The 26,018-nt window shown below is 60.9% G+C and carries 23 protein-coding genes; 16 read left to right on the top strand and 7 right to left on the bottom strand.

Going from position 1 to position 26,018, the window contains the following annotated elements:
- Positions 1-44 precede the first annotated feature (44 nt).
- On the top strand, positions 45-1,118 hold the full coding sequence (locus BMZ46_RS12355) for a fatty acid desaturase (RefSeq protein ID WP_074689393.1): 1,074 nt from the start codon (positions 45-47) through the stop codon (positions 1,116-1,118).
- Positions 1,119-1,381: 263 nt separating this feature from the next.
- Here the strand turns inward: BMZ46_RS12355 and BMZ46_RS12360 are convergent, their stop codons facing one another.
- Genes BMZ46_RS12360 through BMZ46_RS12370 form a run of 3 tightly spaced genes read right to left on the bottom strand, consistent with a single transcriptional unit; the run spans position 1,382 to position 5,417 of the window.
- Entirely contained in the window at positions 1,382-2,992 is a 1,611-nt protein-coding gene (locus tag BMZ46_RS12360; RefSeq protein WP_074689395.1) for an arylsulfatase, read from the bottom strand.
- Positions 2,993-3,006: 14 nt separating this feature from the next.
- Positions 3,007-3,822, bottom strand: coding sequence for an ABC transporter ATP-binding protein (locus tag BMZ46_RS12365; protein WP_074689397.1), 816 nt, complete (start codon positions 3,820-3,822; stop codon positions 3,007-3,009).
- On the bottom strand, positions 3,819-5,417 hold the full coding sequence (locus BMZ46_RS12370) for an ABC transporter permease (protein ID WP_074689399.1): 1,599 nt from the start codon (positions 5,415-5,417) through the stop codon (positions 3,819-3,821). Before BMZ46_RS12370 ends, BMZ46_RS12365 begins: the two co-directional genes overlap by 4 nt.
- Before the next feature lie 309 nt (positions 5,418-5,726).
- Here BMZ46_RS12370 and BMZ46_RS12375 point away from each other — a divergent pair, with 309 nt between their 5' ends.
- Entirely contained in the window at positions 5,727-6,740 is a 1,014-nt protein-coding gene (locus BMZ46_RS12375) for an ABC transporter substrate-binding protein (RefSeq protein WP_074689400.1), read from the top strand.
- Between the two features lie 39 nt (positions 6,741-6,779).
- Here BMZ46_RS12375 and BMZ46_RS12380 read toward each other — a convergent pair whose 3' ends face one another.
- Positions 6,780-7,700: a LysR family transcriptional regulator gene (locus BMZ46_RS12380; RefSeq protein ID WP_039764497.1), complete on the bottom strand. Its 921-nt coding sequence runs from the start codon at positions 7,698-7,700 to the stop codon at positions 6,780-6,782.
- A 180-nt stretch (positions 7,701-7,880) separates the two neighbouring features.
- On the opposite strand from BMZ46_RS12380, the gene BMZ46_RS12385 reads away from it, so the two are divergent.
- Positions 7,881-8,789 carry a TauD/TfdA dioxygenase family protein gene (locus BMZ46_RS12385; RefSeq protein ID WP_074689402.1) on the top strand — a complete coding sequence of 303 codons (909 nt, stop codon included), beginning with the start codon at positions 7,881-7,883 and terminating at the stop codon, positions 8,787-8,789.
- Positions 8,790-8,934: 145 nt separating this feature from the next.
- Here BMZ46_RS12385 and BMZ46_RS12390 read toward each other — a convergent pair whose 3' ends face one another.
- On the bottom strand, positions 8,935-10,545 hold the full coding sequence (locus BMZ46_RS12390; protein ID WP_074689404.1) for an alkaline phosphatase family protein: 1,611 nt from the start codon (positions 10,543-10,545) through the stop codon (positions 8,935-8,937).
- Between the two features lie 101 nt (positions 10,546-10,646).
- Positions 10,647-11,591, bottom strand: coding sequence for a LysR family transcriptional regulator (locus BMZ46_RS12395; RefSeq protein ID WP_039764502.1), 945 nt, complete (start codon positions 11,589-11,591; stop codon positions 10,647-10,649).
- Positions 11,592-11,756: 165 nt separating this feature from the next.
- Between BMZ46_RS12395 and BMZ46_RS12400 the strand changes: the two genes are divergently transcribed.
- From BMZ46_RS12400 to BMZ46_RS12460, 13 genes are all read left to right on the top strand, one after another.
- Complete coding sequence (locus tag BMZ46_RS12400; protein WP_074689406.1) at positions 11,757-14,117, top strand: TonB-dependent receptor; 2,361 nt, start codon at positions 11,757-11,759, stop codon at positions 14,115-14,117.
- Positions 14,118-14,140: 23 nt separating this feature from the next.
- Positions 14,141-15,484 (top strand): aryl-sulfate sulfotransferase, encoded by a 1,344-nt coding sequence (locus tag BMZ46_RS12405; protein WP_074689408.1) that lies wholly within the window; start codon positions 14,141-14,143, stop codon positions 15,482-15,484.
- Between the two features lie 181 nt (positions 15,485-15,665).
- Positions 15,666-15,992: a hypothetical protein gene (locus BMZ46_RS12410; RefSeq protein WP_039764506.1), complete on the top strand. Its 327-nt coding sequence runs from the start codon at positions 15,666-15,668 to the stop codon at positions 15,990-15,992.
- A 379-nt stretch (positions 15,993-16,371) separates the two neighbouring features.
- The gene (locus BMZ46_RS12415) at positions 16,372-17,193 is read left to right on the top strand and encodes an energy transducer TonB (protein ID WP_039764508.1); all 822 of its coding nucleotides are present in this window, start codon (positions 16,372-16,374) and stop codon (positions 17,191-17,193) included.
- A 45-nt stretch (positions 17,194-17,238) separates the two neighbouring features.
- Complete coding sequence (locus BMZ46_RS12420) at positions 17,239-17,964, top strand: MotA/TolQ/ExbB proton channel family protein (protein WP_011331927.1); 726 nt, start codon at positions 17,239-17,241, stop codon at positions 17,962-17,964.
- 1 nt (position 17,965) lies between these two features.
- Complete coding sequence (locus BMZ46_RS12425; protein ID WP_003220570.1) at positions 17,966-18,367, top strand: ExbD/TolR family protein; 402 nt, start codon at positions 17,966-17,968, stop codon at positions 18,365-18,367.
- Positions 18,368-18,536: 169 nt separating this feature from the next.
- On the top strand, positions 18,537-19,118 hold the full coding sequence (locus BMZ46_RS12430; protein WP_007952774.1) for an alpha/beta hydrolase: 582 nt from the start codon (positions 18,537-18,539) through the stop codon (positions 19,116-19,118).
- Positions 19,119-19,172: 54 nt separating this feature from the next.
- On the top strand, positions 19,173-20,105 hold the full coding sequence (locus BMZ46_RS12435) for a sigma 54-interacting transcriptional regulator (RefSeq protein ID WP_039764514.1): 933 nt from the start codon (positions 19,173-19,175) through the stop codon (positions 20,103-20,105).
- A gap of 164 nt (positions 20,106-20,269) precedes the next feature.
- Positions 20,270-21,067 carry a MetQ/NlpA family ABC transporter substrate-binding protein gene (locus BMZ46_RS12440; protein ID WP_011331930.1) on the top strand — a complete coding sequence of 266 codons (798 nt, stop codon included), beginning with the start codon at positions 20,270-20,272 and terminating at the stop codon, positions 21,065-21,067.
- Positions 21,068-21,665: 598 nt separating this feature from the next.
- Complete coding sequence (locus BMZ46_RS12445; RefSeq protein WP_074689410.1) at positions 21,666-22,331, top strand: amino acid ABC transporter permease; 666 nt, start codon at positions 21,666-21,668, stop codon at positions 22,329-22,331.
- Positions 22,312-22,971 (top strand): amino acid ABC transporter permease, encoded by a 660-nt coding sequence (locus tag BMZ46_RS12450; RefSeq protein WP_007952770.1) that lies wholly within the window; start codon positions 22,312-22,314, stop codon positions 22,969-22,971. The genes BMZ46_RS12445 and BMZ46_RS12450 overlap by 20 nt, the downstream gene beginning before the upstream one ends.
- A complete protein-coding gene (locus BMZ46_RS12455) occupies positions 22,968-23,765 on the top strand; it encodes an amino acid ABC transporter ATP-binding protein (protein ID WP_074689412.1) in 798 nt (265 codons plus the stop codon). The genes BMZ46_RS12450 and BMZ46_RS12455 overlap by 4 nt, the downstream gene beginning before the upstream one ends.
- Positions 23,762-24,640 (top strand): transporter substrate-binding domain-containing protein, encoded by an 879-nt coding sequence (locus BMZ46_RS12460; protein ID WP_074689414.1) that lies wholly within the window; start codon positions 23,762-23,764, stop codon positions 24,638-24,640. Before BMZ46_RS12455 ends, BMZ46_RS12460 begins: the two co-directional genes overlap by 4 nt.
- Before the next feature lie 151 nt (positions 24,641-24,791).
- Here the strand turns inward: BMZ46_RS12460 and BMZ46_RS12465 are convergent, their stop codons facing one another.
- A complete protein-coding gene (locus BMZ46_RS12465; protein ID WP_039764523.1) occupies positions 24,792-25,952 on the bottom strand; it encodes an AAA family ATPase in 1,161 nt (386 codons plus the stop codon).
- Between the last annotated feature and the right edge of the window lie 66 nt (positions 25,953-26,018).

Raw genomic sequence — 26,018 nt, forward strand, 5'->3', positions numbered from 1 at the left:
CGCGCGGGGCAGGATGCGAACATCAATAACCAGAGGATGGAAGCATGGACCGTACTTCTGCAAGTCCCCAGCGACACAATGCTGCCCAGCGATCAGCGCATATTCGCGAAGTGGTGCTGGCCAAAGGCGTCGAGCTGCGCGAGCGCTACCCGATTCTCAAGCATCAGGACGCCCTCGGCGCGGGGATTCTGGCGTTTGCCCTGGCCGGGATGATCGGTTCGGCGGCGCTCTATATCACCGGGCACATGGCGTGGTGGGCGTGCCTGTTGCTCAACGCGTTTTTCGCTTCGCTGACCCACGAACTTGAGCATGACCTGATTCACAGCATGTATTTCCGCAAACAGCGCGTGCCGCACAACCTGATGATGGGCCTGGTGTGGCTGGCGCGGCCGAGCACGATCAACCCGTGGATTCGCCGCCATCTGCACCTCAATCATCACAAGGTGTCCGGCACTGAAACCGACATGGAAGAACGGGCAATCACCAACGGCGAACCCTGGGGTTTTGCGCGGTTGCTGATGGTCGGGGACAACGTGATGTCAGCGTTCATCCGCATGCTGCGGGCCAAGACCTGGACGCACAAGTTCAGCATCATCAAGCGCACGCTGAAGGTGTACGCACCGTTGGCGCTAGTACATTGGGGCGCGTGGTATGTGTTTCTCGGGTTCCATGCCGCCAACGGGATCGCCTCGTTGATGGGCTCGCCGATTGAATGGTCGGCGACCACGCTTTCAGTGATGCAGGTGATCGATATCGCCGCCGTGGTGATCATTGGCCCGAACGTGTTGCGCACGTTTTGCCTGCACTTCATCAGCTCCAACATGCATTACTACGGGGATGTGGAACCGGGCAATGTGCTGCAGCAATGTCAGGTGCTGAACCCGTGGTGGCTGTGGCCGTTGCAGGCGTTCTGCTTCAACTTCGGCAGCAGTCACGGGATTCATCATTTTGTGGTGAAGGAGCCGTTTTACATTCGCCAGCTGACGGTGCCGGTGGCGCATAAGGTGATGCGGGAGATGGGGGTTCGGTTTAATGATTTCGGGACGTTTGGGCGGGCGAACAGGTTTGTTCGCAAGGAGAATGAAGGGTTGGCGGGTAAGGCGATCGAGGTGAACTGACTTTGTGTTTTCGGCTGGAGATCCAGCCCTCACCCTAACCCTCCCGAAACGTCGGACCGCCCGGAGGGAGAGGGGACTGATTGGGGGATATTGGGGAAGTACGCCGACGTGAACGAACTGTTCTGAATCCATAGTCGACTGGTTTTTTCAGGTCGATGTATAGCGAAAGACACCTCGGTCAGCTCCCTCTCCCTCCGGGCGGTCCGACGTTTCGGGAGGGCTGGGCGGGCGGCGTTCCGATGAGGGGGCTTTTGATCCTGCCCTCAATCCGGCTGAAACGGCGATTCACTCAAAATCACCCCGGTCTCCTCCACATACCGCTGCCAATGCTCGATCAGCGCTTCAAGCCTTTGCGGCTGACTCGACGCCAGGTCATGAATCTCCCCCGGATCACTGCCCAGATCGTAAAGCTGCCAGGTCGCCGGCCCCACCGGCCCGGGAATCCACACCGCCTTCCACTGACCCTGCCGAATCGCCCGGCGCCCGAACAATTCCCAGCCGGTAACGGTGTGTTCGTCATGCACCTGCGCTGTCTCGCCGGACAAAAAGCCCAGCCACGATTTCCCGCGCAACGGCGCCACCGGTTTGCCGTGCCATTGCTTGCCCGGATGGCGCACGCCGGCCAGATCGAGGATGGTCGGCGTGATGTCCATCACCGTGCCGAAACCATGGCTGATCTGTCCCTTCAGCGGCAGTTGCGGATAGTGCAGCAGCGCCGGAACGCGAATTCCGCCCTCGGTGGTGAACGCCTTGAACAGGCGTGACGGCGCGGTCGCCACCTGCGCCCAGTTCGGCCCGTACCAGACATAGGAATTGGCGCGGCCGATGTTGTCGAGGCTGTTGTCGTAATGCTGGCTCAGATACGTCATCAGCTCCGGACCGAATTTCGGAAAGGCTTCCAGCAGCGCACCTTCGGCACCGTTGTCGGACATGAACAGGATGAAGGTGTTGTCGAGCTGGCCCTGCTGGCGCAGGTAATCGACGACGCGGCCGATGTTCCAGTCCATGCGCTCGACCATCGCGGCGTAGACTTCCATCGCCCGGGCGGAAATGCGTTTTTGTTCATCGCTCAGCGCGTCCCATTGCGCGGTCAGCTGGATCAGCGGATGCGGTTCGACATCCGGCTCGATCAGCCCCAGCGACTTGAGTTTTTCCAGACGCTCGAGGCGCAAGACTTCGGGGCCCGCGTCGTAGCGGCCACGGTATTTTTCGACGATGTCGGCGGGCGCCTGCAACGGCCAGTGCGGCGCGGAGAACGGCAGGTACGCGAAGAACGGCCGGCTCTGATCGCGCTCCTTGAGGTACTGCAACAGCTTGTCGCCGAAGGCGTCGGAGGAATAGAAATCCTTGGGCAATTCGTCAATGAACGTGTCGTCTTCGATGTACAGCGCCGGGGTGGATTTCAGCAGGCCGGGCGTGTGTTCATCGTAGGTGGGTTCGAATCCGTAGTGGTTCGCCGCGCCGGGTAGCAGCGAGAACGAACGCTCGAAGCCTCGGGCGTGGGGCGCCAGTTCGGCGGTCAGGCCCAAGTGCCATTTGCCGCTCATCAAGGTCTGGTAACCGGCCTCGCGCAGCAACTCCGGCAGCGCGACGACACGGTCATTGAGATAGCCTTCGTAACCCGGTTTGCCGATCAAATCCGGAGTCAGCGCTTCGGCCATGGTGCCGATGCCGGCGATGTGGTGATCGGTGCCGGTGAGCAGCATCGAGCGGGTCGGCGAACAGGTCGGTGCGGTGTGAAAATCGGTCAGGCGCAGGCCATTGTTGGCCAGGGCATCGAGGTTCGGCGTGGCGATTTCGCCGCCGAACGCGCCGATGTCAGAGAAGCCGAGATCATCGGCCAGGATCACCAGAAAGTTGGGACGTTGCGGCATCAACAGGCTCCTGTTCAGCAGGCAATGAACGACAGCGGCAGATCGCGGATCTGTACCGGTGCGCTCGGTTGGTAATGATCGTCACTGGTCAGCTCGTGCAGCAGTTCTTCGCGCAGCTGATGGAAGTCGAAACTGCTGCGCTGGCGCGGATGGGGCAGGGCGATGTCCACCACCCGCTTGATCCGGCCGGGGCGCGGTTCCATCACCACCACGCGGTCGGCGAGGAAAATCGCTTCCTCGACATCGTGGGTGACCAGAATCGTGGTGATCTTTGCCCGCTCGCGAATCGCCAGCAATTCGTCCTGCATCTGCTGGCGGGTGAGCGCGTCGAGGGCGCCGAAGGGTTCGTCGAGCAGCAGGATCCGTGGGCTTGCCACCAGCCCGCGAGCAATCGCCACGCGCTGGGCCATGCCGCCGGAGAGCTGATGCGGGTAGGCGCGGGTGAAATCGCGCAGGCCTACCAGCTCGATGAAATCGTTGATGCGTTGCTGCTTCTCGGAGGCAGCCAGCGGCTCGTTGACCAGGCCCAGGCCGATGTTGTCGGCCACCGTCAGCCATGGGAACAAACGGTGCTCCTGAAACACGATGCCGCGCTCGCCGCCAATGCCATTGACGGCTTTGCCATCGACTGTGATCTGCCCGCGAAACTGCGTATCGAGGCCCACCAGCAAACGCAGCAAAGTGGATTTGCCACAGCCGCTGGAACCGACGATGGCGACGAATTCGCCCTCGGCGATGTCGAGGTTGAATTCGCGAATCGCCTCCAGTTCGAAACCGTCGACGTCAAAAGATTTGCCTACATGGTTGAAGCTGACAATCGGTGCGTTCATGCGTGTCTCCAGCGGGTGGCGCGGATTTCCAGGCGTTGGCCAATGAGGTTGAGCAGGGCGCCGGTGAGGCCGACCAGCAGCATCCCGGCCATGATCAGGTCCATGCGCAGCAGTTGTTGGGCGCCGATCATCTGGCTGCCGATGCCGCCGTTGGACGGCATGAAATATTCGGCGCCGATGGTGCCGAGCCAGGCGTAGATCAGGCTCAGGCGCAGGCCGGCGAAAATCCCCGGCGCGGCGCCCGGCAGGACCAGTCGGCGCAGGCGCTGAGTGAGGCTCAGGCGCAGCACTTGCGCGGCTTCGTTGAGTTGCGGTGAGAGGTTGGCGACGCTGCGTTGAGTTGCGACAAACAACGGAAAGAAAGCGGCGAGGGCGACGAACACCCATTTCGCCAGTTCACCCAGACCGAACCACGCGGTGAGCAGCGGCACCCAGGCGAAAATCGCGATCTGGCGCAGGGCGGCGAGGGTCGGGCCGAGCACGCGTTCGCTGGTGCGCGACAGACCCAGCAACAAACCCAGCACGAGGCCGAGGCCGCCGCCAATCAGCAAGCCGCCGAGGGTGCGGCCCAGGCTCAGGGCCATGCCGGAGATCAACGTGCCGTCGAGCAATCCGTTTTTCGTCGCCTCAAGCACCACCCACGGGCTGACCAGAATGTTGGCATCGATCCATTGCTGGTCGACCGCCAATTGCCACAACGCAAACAGCGCCAGTGGCAGCAGCCATGGCTGCACGCGCTGCCAGCCTTCGTAGCGTGGGCCGCGACGAATTTCCGCCGTGGCCGGGTGCGGCCAGTGCACCAGTTTTCTGTCCAGCAGACCGATGCCGCGATCCATCGCCACGCCGATCAGGCCGATCACCACGATGCACACGAAGACGATGTCGAGCATGAACAGCTGTCGCGCCCAGACCATCAGGTAACCGATGCCTTCGCTGGAGGCCAGCAGCTCGACGGCGAGCAACGAAGTCCAGCCAGCGGCCAGTGCCAGGCGTACGCCGGCCATGAACGCTGGCAGCGCGGCGGGCAGCACCAGTCGGCGGATCAACAGTCGTGGAGGCAAACGTAAAACAGCGGCGGCTTCGCGCAGCTTGGGTTGCGCATCGCGCACGCCGACCAGCGTATGCAAGGTCACCGGAACCACGATGGCCTTGACCAGCACCACCAGTTTCAGCGTTTCGCCGATGCCGAAAAACACCATGAACAACGGAATCCACGCCAGCGTCGGCACCTGGGCCAGGCCGGCGAATGTCGGGAAGATCAGGCGCTCGAGGCGGCGGCTGAAGCCCAGCGCCGCACCGAGCACTGCGCCGGCGCTAACACCCGCCAGCAGTCCCCAGAACAACCGTTGCAGGCTGATCCACAAATGACTCCACAACTCGCCCTGGGACAATTCGATCGCGCTGCTCCACACCAGTGACGGCGCGGGCAGGATCTGTTCGCTCATCCATTGATTGCGCGCCGCCAGCCACCACAGGGCGAACAGGGAGAGGGGCAGCAGCCACGGCAGCACACGCTGGCCAAGGCTTGGCCATGAGCGCAGTGCTTTCAGCGGTGGTGCGTGCAGCGGCAGGCTGAGCAGGGATTGTCGGGCCATGGTGACCTCCGTTGTCGGGTTGCAGGCAGGCCTGCCTTCATGGAAGTGCGGTATGCAAATTTGATATATAAAAATTCAATTCAATGCTATTGGGAGATAAGCCAGACCATTTAAGGCCTCCAGCCCATACGCATCCAATGCATTCGGAGAATATTTTCGATGCTCTGCATGCATATCGATCTACAGGCCCTGTGGACTCTGGCTTAGCGTTTAAAGCTATAAAAATGTGCTTTTTAAGTATTTAAACGTTGATACGGAATGTGCCTACTTTCGGCTCCTCAATGCCCGCCGTGATCAGGAGCCGCACCCATGAACCTTCCCTTCAAACGTGTCATCAGTATGTTTGCCGCGCCGGCGCTGGCGGGGCTGCTGGCGTTCTCTGCCCAGGCCGACGAGCTCAAGGAAATCAGGATTGCCGTGCCTGATCTGAGCGCCGGTACCCAGCACAGCGGCGGGGGCATCGTGGACGTGCTGCGCGATCAGCAAATCTTCGAAAAGGCCTTCGCCGATCAAGGCATCAAGATTCAGTGGAGCTTCTTCAAAGGCGCCGGGCCTGTGATCAACGAAGCGTTCGCCAACGGCCAGGTGGACCTGGCCTATCTCGGAGATCTGGCGGCTATCATCGGCAAGTCCAACGGTCTGGATACGCGTCTGCTCAGCGCCAGCGCCCGGGGCGTGAAGCAATACCTGGGCGTGGTGCCGGGTTCGGGGATCAAGACGCTGCAGGATCTCAAAGGCAAGCGCGTAGCGATCTTCCGCGGCACTGCGACCCAGTTGTCGTTCGATGCGGCGCTGGCCAGCGTGGGTTTGAGCGAGAAGGACGTGAAGGTGATCAACCTCGATTTCAACGCAGCGGTAGCGGCGCTGGCGGCGAAGCAGATCGATGCGTCATGGGGCAGCTCCGGGCTGACCGCGTTGCAGGCCAAAGGCCTGGCCGAGTTGCCTCTGAATACCAAGGATCTCGGTGGCGCCGGCAGTGTGCAGTCGGTGCTGGTGGGGACTGGCAAGTTTGTCGATGGGCATCCGGAAGCCGTGGCAAAACTGCTCAAGGCGCAGCAGCAGGCGGTGGATTGGTTGACGCAAGACAGCAACAAGGACGCCTATGTGCAACTCGTCTCGGGGCTGGCGAGCTATCCGCCGGTGATCCTGACCCAGGATCTGAAGGATCAGAACCTGAGCGAAGTGTTCCCTTCGACACTGGATCCGCTGTTCCTTCAGAACCTGCAGGGCAAGGTGGATCTGGCTGCGCAGCAGAAGCTGATCCGCAAGCCGTTCAAGGTGAACGAGTGGGTCGCGCCTGAGCTGGCGGCTGCGAAGCTCTGAGTCATGCGGTCATTCCCGCGCAAGGCGTGGGAATGACCCTCATACCGCGACGCTGATTTCCTGTTTATCCACCGCCACCAACGTCTCGATCATCGCCCGCGCTGCCGGTGACAGCCGGAATCCCGTGCGGCTGACGATCCCGCACCGCGCATTCATGCTCTCCAGGTTCTGCGGCAGATTGCGCCAGTGCAGCAGCGCCAGCGAGCCCTGGGCAATGTCCTCGACAAACGCCTCTTCAGTACCGACGCCGATCGCGTTGGATTGCAGCACCACTTTCACCAGCGCCGGAAAGTGCTCGGTCTCGATGGTCGGCGAAAAGTCGATCCGTCCGCTGAGATTCGCCAGCAGTTTGCGAATGCCTGGCGGGATCAGCGTGGTCGCCAGCGGGTAGTCGAACATGTCGTTGGTCGATAGGCTTTCCTTGGCCAGCAGCGGATGCCCCGGCCGGCAGAAAAACACCCCGCGCTTGGGCGTCAGCGGCTGGGTCTGGAAGTTCGGGTCGGACTCGAAATGGCGGATGTCGGCAATGAAGAATTCGATCTCTTCGCGGCTCAGGGCACGGCTGAGTTTTTCCCAGTTATCCACCTGAAAACAGGTGCGCACTTTCGGGTGCGCATTGATGAATTGCGCCACCGCGTCCGGCACCAGTTTCACCGCTGGCGCCGGGCCGCAACCGAAGTGCAGTTCGCCGGCGTCGAGCTTGGTCATCTGCGTCACCTCGGCGCTGAGCAACGCCGCGCCTTGCACCAGGGTCAGGGCGTGTTGCAGCACCACCTGGCCTTCGGGCGTGGGGCGCAGATCCTTGTTGCCGCGATCCACCAGCACGCAGCCGAACTCCTGCTCCAGCCCTTGAATGCTGCGGCTGAACGCCGGTTGAGTGATGCCCATGGCGTCGGCCGCGCGGACAAAACTGCGGTGTTCGTTGAGGGCGATGAAGTAGCGCAACTGGCGAAGATCCATATGCTTTTCCGGCATCCTAAAAATAGCTCGAAGGCATTTGCGACGAGGTTGCTTGAGGTTTTAAATGCAAGCTCTTATTCCGTCAACGAAGCATGTGAATATCTATTAGATGTAAATGGAATATAGATAGAGCGTTGTTTCGCTGCCGTCCAACCGCAAGCAGTCGATGAGGGTCTACCCATGAGCAATGCCGCACTCGCTGTAAAACCCGCTGTCCACACGCTGGACATCCATCCGGTGGCCGGCCGTATCGGCGCCGAAATCCGTGGCGTGCAGCTGTCCGGTGAGCTGGATGCCGCGACGGTTGAAGCCATTCAACAGGCGCTGATCCAGTACAAGGTGGTGTTCTTTCGCGAGCAGACCCAGCTCGACGATCAACGTCAGGAAGCCTTTGCGCATTTGCTCGGCGAGCCGGTGGCGCACCCGACTGTGCCGTCCCGCGAGGGCACCCGTTACCTGCTGGAGCTGGACGGCGCCGAAGGGCAGCGCGCCAACTCGTGGCACACCGACGTGACCTTCGTCGATGCCTACCCGAAAGCCTCGATTCTGCGCTCGGTGGTGGCCCCGGCGTTCGGCGGCGACACGCTGTGGGCGAACACCGCGACCGCGTACAACGAATTGCCGACCGAGTTGCGCGAGCTGGCGGACAAACTGGTGGCCGTGCACAGCAACGAATACGACTACGCCGCCGTGAAGCCGGACGTGTCGGCGGAGAAGCTCGAGCGCTATCGCAAGATCTTCACCTCGACCGTTTATGAGACTGAACATCCGGTGGTTCGTGTACACCCGATCAGCGGCGAAAAGAGCTTGCTGCTGGGGCATTTCGTCAAACGCATCAAGGGCTATTCCCAGGCCGATTCGGCGCACCTGTTCGGCTTGCTGCAGAGCCATGTGATCCGCCAGGAGAACGTCGTGCGCTGGCGCTGGAAGGCCGGTGATGTGGCGATCTGGGATAACCGCTCGACGCAGCATTATGCGATTGATGATTACGGCACTCAGGATCGGGTGGTGCGTCGGGTGACGCTCAAAGGGGAAGTGCCGGTCGGGGCGAATGGGCAGCGTAGCCAGACCATCAAAGGGCGCGAGTAAGAGCAGAAGATGATCGTTCCCACGCTCTGCGTGGGAATGCAGCCCGGGACGCTCCGCGTCCCAAAGCGGACGCAGAGCGTCCATTGAGGCATTCCCACGCGGAGCGTGGGAACGATCAGTGCCTCGGCGGGGGGAGCGATCACTGTCACCAAACGCCGATCTGCACCATCTTCTCGGTCTCCGGCTCCCCATAACGAAACCGCTGCCCACGCAAATCAATCTCCTGATGACTGATCGTCGTGCGCCGCTTCAACCCGCGCACCCACTCGAACAGATACCCCGCATGCTCCTCGCGCACCGCCGCATACGCCGGGTCCGCGCCCAGATCCTGCAGCTCCTGCGGGTCATTCAACAGATCGAAAAGCTGCGGCCGGAAGCCGTCATACGCCAGGTATTTCCAGCGCTCGCTGCGCACCATGGTCATGCGGCAACGGTCGATCGGCTGGCCCAGCCGCTCCCGTGCCGGGGCCTGGAAGGCGTAGTCGTATTCGCTGATCGCATAGCGGCGCCAGTCAGGGTTTTCACCATGCAGCAGTGGAATCAACGAGCGACCTTCCAGGCGATGCTCCGCCCCCGTCACGCCCAGCGCTTCGAGAAAGGTCGGCACGCCGTCGATGGTTTCCGCCAGGCGTTCGTCCACCGTGCCCCGTGTGATGTCCGCCGCCGCACGCGGGTCGCGCACGATCAATGGAACGCCCACCGCCTGCTCCAGCAAAAACTCCTTCTCACCCAGCCAGTGATCGCCCAGGAAGTCGCCGTGATCGCTGGTGAACACGATCAGCGTGTCCTCCCAGCGGCCGTTGCTTTGCAGGAAATCGAACAGCCGCCCCAACTGATCATCGACCTGTTTGACCAGGCCCATGTACGTCGGGACCACGTTCAGTCGTACCGGATCTTTGGAGAAATTCAGGCTTTCCTCATGCTGGCGAAAGGCCTGATAGACCGGGTGGTCGCTTGGAGAGGCATTACGTACCGGTTCGAGAATCGATTTCGTACTGTACAAAGTGTGGTACGGCGCCGGTACGATGTAGGGCCAGTGGGGTTTGATATAGGACAGGTGTAAAAACCACGGTTTTTCACCTTGCTCACCGATGAAGTCGATGGCTCGATTTGTAGTGTAGACAGTCTCTGAATGTTGCTCGGGAATTCGCGCCGGCAAATGGGCATTGCGCATTTTCCAGCCGCTGAGGATTTCGCCGTTGTCGCCTTCGGCCGCGTTGGCCCAGTCGTGCCAGGGGTTACGCCCTTCGAAACCCTGCTCGCGCAGGTAATGGGTGTAGGGCGCGGATTCGCGCTTGTCATCGAACAGCGGGTCGTCGGGGAAGATGCCGTCGTGACGAAAGTACGGCTCGAAGCCGACCTCGTTCAGCACTTCGGCCTGGGCGCTTTCAGGGTTGATCGCCAACCGCTGCAAGGCATCCACGTTGGCCGTGGCGTGGGTCTTGCCGACCAGCGCAGTACGAATGCCGTGGGGTCTCAGGTAATCGCCGATGGTCAGTTCTTCCAGCGGCAGCGGCACGGCGTTCCACGCCACCTGATGGCTGCTGACATAGCGCCCGGTGTAGGCCGACATCCGCGACGGTCCGCAAATCGTGCCTTGGGTGTAGGCACGGCTAAAGCGCACGCCGGCCGCAGCCAGGCGATCGATGTTTGGCGTGTGCAGGTGCGGGTGGCCGTAGCAGGACAGGTAATCGCGGCGCAGTTGATCGCACATGATGTACAGCACGTTGCGCACGGGGTTTTGCGGGTTGGACATGGGGTTCACCAGTCAGGAAGACAGGCGAGGTTTTTCGCTTTCGGCGAGGGTGTTCGGCAAGTGCATTCGGGGAATGCTTGCCATGCATGAAACGCATGGGCTCAGACGGCGAGGTTCGCCAGTGAACACACTTCTTCATCCACCGCATCAATCGCCTTGATCTGCTCGATCATCGCCTCGGCCAACGGTGACAACCGATATCCGGCGCGGCTGACGATTCCATAACGGGTGTAAAGCTCCTCCAGATCATCCGCCAACCCTTCGACCTTCAAGCACACCAGCTCACCCCGGGCTTGATGCAGTGCATCCGAATAGGCACCGACGATGCCGATCGCATCGGAGCGCAGCACCACGCCGAGCAGGCTGGCGCTGTTCTCGCACTCTACGTTCGGGACGAAATCCGGGCGGCCACTGAGGTCGACGATGACCTTGCGCAGGTTTGGCGGACGAATGCTGACGGCCAGTGGATAACTCATCAATTGCTCGGCCGTGACCCGATCCGATGCGGCCAGCGGATGCCCGGCGCGGCAGCAGAAATGCCATTTGCGCGGTCGCAACCGGTGGGTCAGATAATCCGGATCTGCCTCGAAGTGCCGAGTATCGGCAACGAAGAATTCGAACTCCTCGCTCAGCAGTCTTTTGCTCAGGCTCTGCCAGTCATCGACCTGGTAATGCACCCGCGCTTTCGGGTAGCGGCCGATGAAGCTGCCGATCGCTCGCGGGATTAATCCCGCCGCCGGCGCCGGGCCGCAACCGAAGCGTAACTCTCCGGCCTCCAGCCCGTTGAACTGGCTGATCTCGTTGGCCATCTGCTGCGCACCGCTGACCAGCCGCCGCGCATGTTCAAGCAGCACCTGGCCCTGTTTGGTCGGCGGTAATTCCTTGCGTCCGCGATCCACCAACTGGCAACCGACGCTGTGCTCCAGCGCCTGAATGCTGCGGCTGAACGCCGACTGCGACAGGTTCACCGCCTGCGCGCCGGCGACGAAGCTGCGTTGTTCGGCAAGGGCGATGAAGTGTCTGAGCTGGCGCAAGTCGATATGCATTTTTCACATAAAAAATATCCGGGAAATGCATTGGATATGCATTAGGTCGACTCCTTATAAAGGCAATCTCTTATGCAGTAAATCTTTGTAAAAACATAAATAAATAACTTAAAAGAATATGCGGCACGGAAGATGTCTGCGTGTTTTTTGACCAGGAGCAGTCCCATGAGTCCGTTGAACCTCGCTTCACCGCCGCCGCCACGACGGCTCAAACGCCTGCCTCTGGCCCTGTTGCTGGCGGGGAGTGCCAGTTGGACCCACGGCTACGCCGCTGAGACAGAAACTCCCGCGCCGGCACCGACTGGCAAGACCGCGACCGCCACTTCGCAACTGGAAACCGTGACCGTTACCACCCGCCGTCGCGAAGAAAGTTCTCAGGACGTGCCGACGCCCATGAGCGTGGTCAGCGGCCAGACTCTGGAGACGCAGCGGGTCTACCGGATTCAGGATCTGCAGCAACTGGTGCCCAGCGTCAACGTCGCCTACATGCATGCGCGCCAGTCCAGCGTGTCGATCCGGGGCCTGGGCAACAACCCGGCCAGCGATGGTCTGGAAGGCAGCGTCGGGCTGTACATCGACAACGTTTATCTGGGTCGCCCGGGGATGGCGGTGTTCGATCTGATGGACATCGAGCAGCTGGAAGTCCTGCGCGGGCCGCAGGGGACGTTGTTCGGCAAGAACACCACCGCCGGCGTGATCAACATCAGCACCCGCGCGCCGAGTTTCACCCCGGAGCGCAGCATCGAAACGTCGGTCGGCGAGGACGGTTATTTCCAGACCAAGGGCACGCTTTCCGGGCCGCTCAACGATCAGTTGGCCGGACGCATCTCTGCCTATCGCACCCGCAGCGACGGTGACATCAAGAACGAATTCAACGGCCATGATCTGAACGGCGGCTCCCGCGACGGCTTCCGGGCGCAACTGCTGTTCAAGCCCAACGAGAATTTCAACCTGCGCTGGATCGGTGACTACAACGAAGAGGATTCCAGCGCCGGCACCCGCGTGCTGTACAACACCGGGCCGACCATCAATGGCGTCAATCTCTACTCGGCCCGCGCCGCCGCTGCCGGCGCGACGCTGGTCAACGGCTCGCACCGCAAGGTCAATCTGGACAACGACCAGCACGTCACCGTGCATCAGGGCGGCACATCGGTGGAGGCCAACTGGACCCTGCCGAGCGACTTCACCCTGACCTCGGTCAGCTCCTACCGCTTCTGGAATTTCACCCCGCGCAACGACGATGGCCTCAATGTGCCGGCCACCTACAACGCCGGGGTGTCGGTGGAGGACAAACAGTATTCCCAGGAATTTCGTCTGGCGTCGCCCAAGGGCGAGTTCTTCGATTACGTCCTCGGTGCTTATTACTTCGGCTCGGATCTGGACAACAAATCCTTCGCCTATTACGGCCCGCAGGCAGACATCTGGAACGGCACGCCACGGGGTGCGCTGGCCAACGTCAACAGCGTCGGTCGTGGCCACATCAAGACCGACAGCTTCGCGCTGTTCGCCCAAGGCACCTGGCACCTGACACCGCGACTGGATTTCACCGCCGGGGTGCGTGGCACCTATGAAGAGAAGAACGCCTGGGTCAATCGTGACGCGCCGGTCGGTGGCGCCGCTGTCACGGGTGCCGCAGCCACTGCGCGACGCGGCCGCACCGGTGCCTACGATTCCGGCGACCTGAATCAGTACAGCTCCAGCCCGTCCGGATTGCTCAACCTCAGCTATCGCTTCACCGATGACCTGCTCGGCTACGCCACTTTGTCTCACGGCGAAAAATCCGGTGGGGTCAACCTCGTGGTCGGCTCGGCCCCGACCGCTGGCGCCGACTCGCTGCTGATCGGCACCGAGCGCGCCAACAACGCTGAACTCGGCTTCAAGAGCACGCTGTGGGATCGCCGTTTGCAGCTCAACGCCAACGTGTTCTGGACTCAGGTCAACGCTTACCAGACCAACGCCTACGACGACGTCAACCGTGTGCAATACCTGACCAACGCCGGCTCGGTGCGCTCGCGCGGGGTGGAATTCGAAAGCACCTTGATCCCGCTGCGCGGCCTGACGCTGAACTTCAACGGCTCGTACAACGACGTCAGCTATCTCTCCTACAAGGACGCGCCGTGCCCGCCTGAAGTCAGCCAGGCACCGGGTGCTCCGGCCTCGTGCGACCTCAGCGGCCATCAGGTGGTCGGCGCCTCGAAATGGATCGGCAACGCCAACGGCAAGTACGAATGGAATCTGGATAACGGTCTGCAACCTTACGTCACCGGCAGCTACGCGTTCCGCTCCAAAGCGGTGGGCACGGTCGAAGATTCCGACTACGGCCAGATCCCGAGTTACGCGGTGGTCAATCTCTCCACCGGCCTGCGCGGCGATTTCAATCAGGGTCAGTGGGACGTCTCGCTGTGGCTGAAAAACGCCTTCGACAAAACCTACTACACAACCCTGTGGACCGGCGGCAACGGAGGCTATGAAGGCCTGCTCGGTACGCCGCGCACCCTCGGCGTCACCGGTCGCTACGACTTCTGATCGATCCTTCAAGGAGCTGCATCATGTTGCGCATCAAAACCGCTTTACCGGTGTTGTTGTCCGGCGCAGTGCTCAGTGCCGGGGCGCTCGCCGCGCCGAGCGTTTATCCCACCGGCGTCACCCGATACGACCCGGCCAAGGCCTTCAATCAGTATGTGATCTTCAGCGGTGCCGACAAGCAGACGCACCTGATCGACATGAACGGCAACGAGGTGAAGAGCTGGCCGCAGTCGGGTTTCCCGTCGGCGATCATCGACCCGCAACTGGTCGGTGGCGAGCGTGGCCATGTGTTGTTGCAACTGAGCGAAAAGGATCCGGGCAAGCTCGGTTCCGCTGGCAATGGCCTCGGCAATCAGAGCGTCGGCGAGCTGGACTGGAATGGCAAAGTCGTCTGGCAGTGGGGCGACAAGGCCCCCGGTGGGGCGGCGCAACAGCATCACGATCAGCGTCGCCTGAGCAACGGCAACACCGTGGTGCTGGCGAACAAGGTGCACAAGGTCAAAGGCTTCAAGGTGCCCGAGGTGATCGACGATGTGATCTATGAAGTCAGCCCCGCCGGCGAGGTGAAATGGCAGTGGCTGGCGTCGGATCACTTGAACGAATTCGGCTTCACCGCCGAGCAGTTGAAGCTGGTTCGCGCCAGTGAAAATCCGGATTACCTGCACATCAACAACCTCAGCCTGGTCGGGCCGAACAAGTGGTTCGATGCCGGCGACAAGCGCTTCAATCCGGACAACCTGCTGATCGATTCGCGCAACGCGAACTTCATCGCGATCATCGACAAACACAGCGGCAAGGTGGTCTGGCGCCTGGGGCCGAATCTGCCGTTGGCCAATCCGAAAACCGCGCAGAAAATTCCGCGCCCGGTAGACCAGTTCGTCGGTCAGCATGACGCGCACATCATCCCCGCCGGACTGCCCGGCGCGGGCAATCTGCTGGTGTTCGACAACCAGGGTTCGGCGGGTTACCCGAACGTCACGCTGGGGCTGATTTCCGGTTCGCGGGTGCTGGAGATCGACCCGGTGAAAAATGAAATCGTCTGGCAGTACAGCGCCGCCAATTCAAAGCAGCCGGGGTGGGCGTTTTACAGCTCGTTCATCAGCAGCGCGCGGCGCTTGCCCAACGGCAATACGCTGATCGATGAAGGCATGAACGGGCGGTTTTTCCAGGTGACGGCCAGTGGTGAAAACGTCTGGGAATACGTCAGCCCTTATTTGGGCAAGGCACCGGGCAGCGACGCGATCAGCAACTGGGTCTATCGGGCCCTTCCTGTGAGTTATGACTGGGTGCCGGCAGAAACGCCGCGCTCGGAAACGGCAGTGATTGCGCCGGCCATTGGTGTGCAACAAACCAATGCCAGTCGTTAGTTATTAAGAGTCTTCCGAATCGAAATAAGTTATGAGCGACATGAATAGTGCATATAGCAATTTCGTTGAAAAGTCGCGTGGACAATAAATGAATGTCCAACCATCCTGAGTGTCGTGAGTTTCCAGGAGGAAACTTGCTCTCATCGGAAGACACTTATCCAACGATAAAGGAAATCTCGTTATGTCGAGCATTAATGGCACTTATGTAAATGCCAACTCTGGCGCCAAGCTGGTTATCACCGACGGTAATGATTCCAATGGTAGCTTCAGCGGCACCCTCAGCCAGGGTGGCGTGAATTACGACATCCGTTACGGGAACTACCACTTCCAGAACAGCACCGGCAACCCGACTACAATCGCGGTACTGGCTCAGAACGGAAATAGTGGGTATCAGACCTGGACGCTGTTTTCGCCTGATCACAACTACGCAAAACTCCGGGCTACCGGCTCCCGCGTGAACTTCGATGGTGAAGTTGTGAACTTGGGTGGTGAGTTTCTGAAGCAATAAGAAATTCCGCAAATCGAAGGCCGATGCATTAAACATGCATCGGCCTTTTTGTTTGTCCTTTAAAAAGTTTGTCAACTATCACCTTGGAATTAGTTGTCACTGAATCCCGGGTCACCGATAACCCGATGCCTTGGATGAATACTTTTTATGCCGGGAAAGCATGTCGATTTTGGCGAATCGCTGGAAGCCTTGCAGGCCGTGGCTTTGGCGGAAATGACCGTTTCATATATTCCATAAACGTCTATTCATAACATGAAAGATTACTTTCGGAGATAAGCGTCTAGCCCAATGATTGACCCATCGATCACGCCGTGGGGGATTCAACAAGCGGCGAATCGGCTACGCGAAAAAACGCAAAGAGACCGCAGGGAGTAAATCAATGGGCAATGTCCAGACCGCCGCCAGCGCACAGGAGGTGCTGTGGCGCCAGGCGCCGAGCGGCGAGTTGGTCGATCTCGGCCGGCCCCATCGCGTGCCGTTGGGGCAGCTGCGTTTGCAGCGCGCGCCCAAGGGCATTCTGAGCCGCCGCGAAACGATTCTGCTCGGCGTTCTGGCGCTGGTGGTGCACGGCGCGGTGATCTACTGGATCAACCAGCATCCGACGCCGGCGCTGCCGATCGTGCCGCCGGAAATTCCGCCGATGACCATCGAGTTTTCGCGCCCGGCGCCACCGGCACCACCTGTAGTTGTGCCGCCGCCACCGGCACCGGTGGTCGAGCCTCCGCCGCCGGTGGAAGACGAATTGGCAACCAAGCCGCCACCGAAGCCGAAGCCGATTGCCAAACCGAAACCGGTCGCCAAACCCGTACCGAAACCAGCGCCAAAAGCCGTCGAGCAACCACCGGCGCCGCCACAACCGGCCGCCCCGGCCGCCCCGGTCGCCGCGCCCGCGCCACCTGCACCACCAGCGCCTGCTCCGGTGACGCCGGCCTCGGCCAACGCCGCGTACCTGAAGAACCCGGCGCCGGAATATCCGTCGCTGGCCCAGCGTCGCGGTTGGGAAGGCACGGTGTTGCTGCGGGTACACGTGTTGGCCAGCGGCAAACCGGGCGAGATCCAGATTCAGAAAAGCAGTGGCCGGCAACAACTCGACGACGCGGCGCTGGACGCCGTGAAGCGCTGGAGCTTCGTGCCGGCCAAGCAGGGTGATGTCGCCCAGGACGGCTGGGTCAGCGTACCCATCGATTTCAAGATTCATTAAACCGAAACCAATTTCGCGCTAAACGTTTACACGAGGGAACACATCATGACGTTACTGGCATCTCCACTGGAATCCATCGAAAGCGCGGTGATCTGGCTGCTGGTGGTCTTCTCTGTCGCCACTTGGGGCCTGGCATTGCTCAAGGCTGTGCAGTTCGGCCGGTTGAAGGCGCAGGACCGCAAATTTCACAAGCGCTTCTGGGCGGCGTCGAGTCTGGACTCCGCCGCCGAGTTGAGCGAAACCCAGCCCGGCGCGGCAGCGCGGGTGGCACAGGCCGGTTATGCGGCGATACAAGTGGGCGAGGCGCCGCAGGCCAATGACCTGAGCCAGGCGATCAACCATCAAGATCGCCTCGAACGTGCCTTGCGCCAGCAGATCGTCCGCGAGCGTCGTTCGCTGGAGACCGGTCTGGCAGTGGTCGCGAGTATTGGCAGCACCTCGCCGTTCATTGGTCTGTTCGGTACGGTGTGGGGAATCATGGAAGCGTTGAAAGGCATCAGCGCGGCGGGTTCGGCGAGCCTGGAAACGGTCGCCGGTCCCATCGGTGCAGCTCTGGTCGCCACCGGTGTGGGGATCGCGGTCGCGGTGCCGGCGGTGCTGGTTTACAACTACTTTTTGCGTCGTCTGAAACTGACGGCGGCGGACCTGGACGACTTTGCCCACGACTTCTACAGCCTGGCGCAAAAAAGCTCGTTCCGCGTGCTGATCCACCCGACCGCGCACAAGGCTGCGGCCCAGGGCAACGCAACAAAAGTGAAGGAGGCGTCCTGATATGGCCTTCTCCACGCAAGACAGCGACGAGGTGCTGAGCGAGATCAATGTGACGCCGCTGGTGGACGTGATGCTGGTGCTGCTGGTGGTGTTCATCGTCACCGCGCCGCTTTTGACCAACGCAATACCGATCAACCTGCCGAAGACCGAAGCAGTGGCGCCGGTCGAGCAGAAAGACCCGTTGGTGGTGAGCATCGACGGTGCGGGAAAACTGTTTATCAACAAGGACGAAATCCAGCCGGATCTGCTGGAATTCAACCTCAAATCGGCCAAGGCCAAGGACCCGGAAGTGCGCGTGCAATTGCAGGCGGACGACGGGGTGAATTACGGCGAAGTGGCGCGAGCCATGGCTTCGATTGAGCGGGCGGGCATCACCAAGCTGTCGGTGATCACTGCACGATAAGGGTTTCACGTTTTTCCGGGGCCGTCTCCTTGGCAGGGTGCGGCCCCTTTTTTTGCCCAATGCTTGATATTCTTTTCAGATATTAATAAATAGCTTCTTATTCCTTAACGAATATAAATCCCGTCCCTATACTCGTTCAGGAACAGACACGACGCAGGAGAGCTCCCCCATGCGCAACGAATCAATCCGTTATCTGATTGTGCCGGGCTGGCAAGGATCGCCAGAAGATCATTGGCAAACCCACTGGCAGAACAGCCTGCCCAACAGCGCGCGGGTGGAGCAGGCCGACTGGCTGACGCCGCGTCGTGAAGACTGGGTCGCGGCGCTGGCCGAGGCGATTGCCGCCGACAGCTCGCCGGTGATTCTGATCGCGCACAGCCTGGGCTGCATCACCGTGGCGCACTGGGCGGCCACCGCGCCGCTGCATCATTTGCGTCAGGTGCGCGGGGCGCTGCTGGTTGCGCCGGCGGATGTCGAGCGTCCGGCCTGCGTGCCGGCGCTGCGCAATTTCGCGCCGATCCCGACCGATCTGCTGCCCTTCCCGAGCCAGGTCGTCAGCTCCGACAACGACGCCGCCGTCAGTGCGCCGCGTGCGCTGGAACTGGCGCGCAACTGGGGCGCCGAGGCGGGGATTCTCGCGGGCGCCGGCCATATCAACGTGAAGTCCGGGCATCAACGCTGGGAGCAGGGATTCGCTTATCTGTATCGCCTGCAAAACCGCATGGAACACCACGCCCGGCGCCGTGCCTGACCACTTTTTTTTTCAACGCCCCCGTCTCCCGGCGATTTGGGGCGGGAGTCTGCCATGAGTTTTGAAACCTTCGGCCAGCCGTTGCTGACCTTTCCCGATGCGGAAAAAAGTCCCCTGAGCATCCGCGCCAAGGCGCTGGTGTTTGTCGATCCACGCTCGCGCCAGTTGCGCGAGGAAATGGCCCAGCTCGCACCGCGCTCGATCTCGGTGTTGATTCGCGGCGAGACCGGCACCGGCAAGGAATTGCTCGCCCGCCACATTCACCGCGCCAGTGATCGCAGCGGGCTGTTTGTCTCGGTCAATTGCGGGGCGATCAGCCCGACCTACGCCGATGCGGAGTTGTTCGGCTACGCCGCCGGCAGCTACAGCGGATCGGCCAGCAGTCGCGCCGGCTGGTTCGGCTCGGCCAACGGCGGCACCTTGTACCTGGACGAGATCGGCGACCTGCCGCTGCCGATCCAGATCAAATTGCTTTCCGCTCTGGAAAACCACGAAGTCACCCGCGTCGGTGCGCATCAACCAAGCCCGGTGGACGTGCGCCTGGTGGCGGCGACCAGCATCGATCTGGCCCAAGCGGTGGCGGCGGGGAAATTCCACGAGCGTCTTTATCACTATCTCAGCGAAGGGCATCTGGAACTGCCGGCATTGCGTGCGCGGGTCGGCGATATTCTGTCGTTGGCCGAGTACTTCCTCGGCATCTACAGCCAGCGCCTGGATCTGCCGGTGCCTTTGATCAGCGAAGCGGCGCAACAGGTGCTCGAGCAACACAGCTGGCCGGGCAACACTCGGGAGCTGGAAAACGTCATTCATTTTGCGTTGCTGGTGAGCACCGGCGACGAAATCCTGCCGGAGCACCTGAACCTGCCCGAGGTGTCTGGGCCGCAGGTTCAGATCGAGCGTCAGGTGGCGAGCGTGAGCCTCAACGGCACCGTCGACGAACGTAAGGCATTGAAAGAATTGCTGTTGAGCCTGAGCGAGGCGTTGTAACCATTTTGTTCAACATGAACAAAATGGAATATGAAGCTGAATAAACGTTATTGTCCGGGAATAAAAAATCCCGGTATTGTCCGCTTCACGCCAGCAGTAGCACATCGCTGGCACACGTATTAATGCCGTCGTCGATGACGACCGATTTTCGATAAGGACACTGCATGAAAAAGGTTCTGTTGTTTACCGCATTGGCGGCTGCTCTGACTGCTTCCCTGGCCCAGGCCGGCGAGAAACTGGTGGTGGCCGCGACGCCGGTGCCGCACGCCGAGATCCTCGAGCTGATCAAGCCGACCCTCGCCAAAGAAGGCGTGGATCTGGAAATCAAGGTCTTCACCGACTACGTACAGCCGAACGTACAGGTTGGCGAGAAGCGTCTGGACGCCAACTACTTCCAGACCAAGCCTTACCTGGACAGCTTCAACGCCGGCAAATACAAGGACGACAAGGCCAAGTACCTGGTGACCGTGCAAGGCGTGCACGTTGAACCGTTCGGTGGCTACTCGAGCAAGTACAAGACCCTGGCTGAACTGCCGGACGGCGCTACCATCGCCATTCCGAACGAAGGCAGCAACAGCGGTCGCGCTCTGATCCTGCTGCAGAAGGCTGGCCTGATCGAACTGAAAGATCCGAAGAACGCCCTGGCCACGCCGAAAGACATCGCCAAGAACCCGCACAACTTCAAGTTCAAGGAACTGGAGTCGGCCCTGCTGCCGCGTGTTCTGAAAGAAGTCGACCTGGACATGATCAACACCAACTACGCGCTGGAAGCCAAGTTGAACCCGACCAAGGACGCCCTGGTGATCGAAGGCGCGGATTCGCCTTACGTGAACTTCCTGGTCGCCCGTGAAGACAACAAGAACAGCGACGCCATCAAGAAACTGGCCGCTGCCCTGACCAGCCCTGAAGTCAAAGCGTTCATCGAGAAGAAGTACAACGGCGCGGTACTGCCGGCGTTCTGATCCGACGCAACAGCAACCCCCTTCAAGGTTGAAAAAAACGCCGATGACCAGCGATGGTCATCGGCGTTTTTGTGTGTGCGTTTGCGATGATCGTTCCCACGCTCTGCGTGGGAATGCCTCATCGGACGCTCTGCGTTCGGCTCTTGATGGGACGCGGAGCGTCCCGGGCTGCATTCCCACGCGGACGGTTCGACGCCTCGACGTGGGAACGATCGAAGTGGGGGCTACGCAGCGCTGGTTTTCAGCGCCCTGCGCAAAGCCACCAGCCATTTCACGAAATCCTGCGGGTCCGGTCGCTGCGGCACTTTTACGTCCATGTTCTCTTCCTTGTTATGGGTTTGGCCGGGGGAGTCTGGCCAAAAGCTGTTCGTCCTTGGAGGGCTTTCATGAAAAAAAGATCCGTCCTACAGCGAAAGGAAAAATAGCCTTCTTATTCTGTCGGGGCAAACCCGCAGGATAGTTTTTTGCGTGATATCAATATGCTTTAACGGTATTTAAATTCTTCTTCTTATACCTTTAAAGTCGGTGCCTGCCGGACAGTTACCCGCTGTCCATGGACTGCACCACCGTCGCTTACCGAGCGGCGTCAGGATGTTTCATGACCTTCGATTACGCATTTATCCTCAGCACCCTGCCGGCGTTTCTCAAAGCGGTGGGCGTGACGCTGCAGGTCGGTTTGATCGCCATTGGCACCTCACTGCTGGTGGCGTTGCTCAATGCGACGATTCTGGTATTCCGCACGCCTTACCTGCAAAAGCTGGTCGGCCTGTATGTGGAGCTGGCGCGCAACACACCGCTGCTGATCCAGCTGTTCTTCGTCTACTTCGCGCTGCCGGCCCTGGGGATCAAGGTTTCCGGATTCAGCGCCGCGATCATCACCATGACGTTTCTCGGCGGCGCCTACCTCACCGAAGTGCTGCGCGCCGGTGTCGATGCGGTGCCTCAGGCGCAGCTTGAATCGGGCCGCTCCATCGGTTTGTCCCACGGCCAGTTGCTGCGCTACGTGATCCTGCCGCAGGCGGGAATCCTCAGCCTGCCGTCGCTGTTCGCCAATTTCATTTTCCTGCTCAAGGAGACCACCGTGGTCTCGGCCGTGGCGGTGCCGGAAATTCTCTACACCACCAAGAGCTACATCGCGCTCTACTACAAAACCTACGAAATGCTCGCCGTGCTGACGCTGATCTGCGTGCTGCTGTTCCTGCCGCTGTCGCTGCTGTTGAGCCGTCTGGAAAGGAGGCTCCAGCATGGCCAGTTCGGGTCTTGAACTGCTCTGGGTGTCGTTGCCGCAACTGGCCAAAGGCGCCGGGCAAACCCTGTCGATCTCGTTCCTCAGTATCGCCATCAGCACCGTCGGCGGCGTGCTCTACGGCGTGCTGCGCACGCTCAACGTGACGTGGCTGAACGCGCTGCTGCGGATCTATCTGGAACTGTTCCGGGCGATCCCGGTGCTGGTCTGGTTGTACCTGCTGTTTTTCGGCCTGCCGATTTTCTTCGGCCTGAGCCTGCCGAGCTTCTGGTGTGCGGTGCTGGTGCTGTCGCTGTGGGGCGCCAGCGAGGTCGGCGAAGTGGCGCGCGGTGCGCTGCATTCGTTGCCGCGCGGGCAGCGTGAAGCGGGGCTGTCGATCGGGCTGAACGCGGCGCAGCTCTACGGCTATGTGCTGCTGCCCCAGGCGCTGAAACGCATGACACCTCCGACCATCAACGTCTACACGCGGATCATCAAGACCAGTTCGCTGGCGGTGCTGATTGGCGTGGTGGATGTGATCAAGGTCGGTCAGCAGATCATCGAACGCACCTACGAATCGGTGCTGATCTACGGCGCGCTGTTTCTGTTTTTCTTTTTTATCTGCTACCCGCTGTCGGCCGCTTCGCGCGTGCTGGAGCGGCGCTGGACGCAAGCATGAGCGCATTGATCGAGTTTCAGGGTTTCAACAAATTCTTCGGCGAACAGCAGGTGCTCAAGGGCATCGACCTGCAAGTGAAATCCGGCGAAGTCATCGTCATCCTCGGCCCCAGCGGCTGCGGCAAAAGCACCTTGCTGCGCTGCCTCAACGGTCTGGAAAGCGCCCACAGCGGTCACCTGAAGTTCGCCGGCCGTGAATTGCTGGACAAGGCCACCGACTGGCGCGAAGTGCGTCAGCAGATCGGCATGGTGTTCCAGAGTTATCACCTGTTTCCGCACATGAGCGTGCTCGACAACCTGCTGCTCGGCCCGCTGAAAGTGCAGAAACGCCAACGCCGCGAAGCACAGCAACAAGCCGAAGCGTTGCTCGAACGCGTGGGCCTGGCGGACAAGCGCGACGCCTTCCCGCGCCAGCTCTCCGGCGGCCAGCAGCAACGCATCGCCATCGTCCGCTCGTTGTGCATGAACCCGCGGGTCATGCTCTTCGACGAAGTCACCGCCGCCCTTGATCCGGAGATGGTCAAGGAAGTGCTGGAAGTGATTCAGGGCCTGGCCCGCGAAGGCATGACCCTGTTGATCGTCACCCACGAAATGGCCTTCGCCCGCGCGGTGGCCGATCGCATCGTGTTCATGGATGGCGGGCGCATCCTTGAGCAGAACCCGCCCGAGCTTTTCTTTACGAACCCGCAAACCGCACGCGCGCAGCAGTTCCTGGAGAAGTTCTCCTACGTCGAAGCGCTGACTTCAACGACTTCGCTCACAACGTCTCAAACCAAGGAACTGGAACTGCCATGACAACTGCCAAAGCCTTATTCGCACTACCGCTGATCAGCCTCGCGCTGCTGGCCGGCTGCAACAAGACCGAAGAACCGGCCAAGCCGAAAGTCGCCAGCGAAAGCACCGCGCCGGCCGGTTACCTGGACAAGATCAAGGCCCGCGACAAACTGATCGTCGGCGTGTTCACCGACAAGCCGCCGTTCGGTTTCGTCAACGAAGCGGGGCGTTACGTCGGCTTCGATACCGATATCGGCCGTCAATTCGCCAAGGATCTGCTGGGCGATGAAAACAAGGTCGAGTTCGTGGCCGTGGAGCCGGCGAGCCGAATTCCGTTCCTGCAAAGTGACAAGGTCGACCTGATCCTCGCCAACATGACCGTGACCCCGGAGCGCAAGGAAGCGGTGGAATTCACCAACCCGAACCTGAAGGTCGCGGTGCAGGCGCTGGTGCCCCAGGGCAGCGAGGTGAAAAAACTGGATGACCTGGCGACCCGCACCACCATCGTGACCACCGGCACTACCGCCGATATCTGGCTGACCAAAAACCACCCGGACTGGAAACTGCTGAAGTTCGAGAAAAACTCCGAGTCCCTGCAAGCCCTGGCCAACGGCCGTGGCGATGCCTACGCGCAGGACAATCTGGTGCTGTTCAGCTGGGCCAAGCAGAACCCGGGCTACCGAGTGCTGGATGAAAAACTCGGTGCCGAAGCGCCGATTGCGCCGGCGGTTAAGAAGGGCAACATCGAATTGCGCGATTGGGTGAACGCGGAGTTGGCCAAGCTGGGGGAAGAGAAATACCTGCTCAAGCTGTATGACCAATATGTGCGTAAAGAACTGAGTGATGACACCAAGCCTGAGAGCGTGATTGTTGAAGGCGGGAAGTGGCAGGGCTGATTGCCTGTTAGATGATCGTTGATCGTTCCCACGCTCCGCGTGGGAATGCAGCCCGTGACGCTCCGCGTCACTGGACGCGGAGCGTCCCCAGAGGCATTCCCACGCAGAGCTTGGGAACGATCAGGTACGGTGTGGGAGCGAGAGTGTGAGGCTAATCAGGCCAATTCCACGCAGGCTCATCCAGAACCCTCTGCCCGACGATCCCGGTCTGGCCGAGGGTCTTTTCCAGCACGATGCAATTGCATTCCGGGTCTTCCTGCAGCGCCGAAATCAATCGCCGGGCATGGGACACCACCCACACCTGACACTGCTCCGACACCCGGATGATCAGGCGCGCCAGCGCCGGCAGCAGATCCGGATGCAGGCTGGTTTCCGGTTCGTTCAGCACCATCAGCGACGGCGGGCGTGGCGTCAGCAGCGCGGCGACCAGCAGCAGATAACGCAACGTGCCATCCGACAGTTCCGCTGCCGACAACGGCCGCAACAACCCTTCCTGAAAGAACTCGATGGAGAAGCGCCCGCCCGCCAGCGGCGCGATGTTCAGCCGTGCACCGGGAAAGGCGTCGCTGATCGCCGCCTGCAACGCCTCGGGATCGCCGATCTCGCGGATGGTCTGCAACGCAGCTGCCAGATCGCGGCCATCGTGATGCAGCACCGGCGTGCGCGTGCCCAGTTGCGGCTGGCGCACCGGGGCGTCGGCGTCGCTGCGAAAGTGATCGTAGAAGCGCCAGCGGCGGATGAACTCGCGCATCTGGAACACTTCCGGCGAGGTGCGCAGGCTGCCGACCTGATCGAACAGGCTGTCGAAGTTCGGCGTGTGCTGGGCCAGCACGTCCCAGCTGCGACCCTCACGGGTGCGGATCATCGGCCCGTCGCGATCCACCAGCAGGCTGGCCGGACGATAGAGCGGTCCGGCCCAGATGCATTCCTTTTTGATTTCCGGGTCGAGGGAAAAGAACGAAAGGCTCGGCTCCGGCAAGCCCAGGGCGATCGAATAGCTGAAATCTTCCCCGGCAAAGCCCAGGCGCAGGCGTTTGACGCCCTGGCGCACGGTGGACTGGATCGGCACCTCGCCGTTGCGCATGCGCCGGCTGATGGTTTCCGGCCCGGCCCAGAACGTCGAGTCGAGCCCGCCCTCACGGGCCAGCGCATTGACCACGCCGCCCTGAGCGGTTTCCGCGAGCAACCGCAGCGCCCGGTACAGGTTGGATTTGCCGCTGCCGTTGGGGCCGGTGATCAGGTTCAGACGGCCCAGCGGAATCACCAATTTATTGATCGAGCGGTAATTGGCCACCGCGAGGGTCTTGAGCATGAAAATCCTTCTTGAGTGCCCCGAAATCCGGGTCAGGATACTCGCTGCACAGAAATGCATATATCG

The organism is Pseudomonas sp. NFIX49 (genome assembly GCF_900115915.1).
In the GTDB taxonomy this organism is placed as follows: domain Bacteria; phylum Pseudomonadota; class Gammaproteobacteria; order Pseudomonadales; family Pseudomonadaceae; genus Aquipseudomonas; species Aquipseudomonas pharyngis.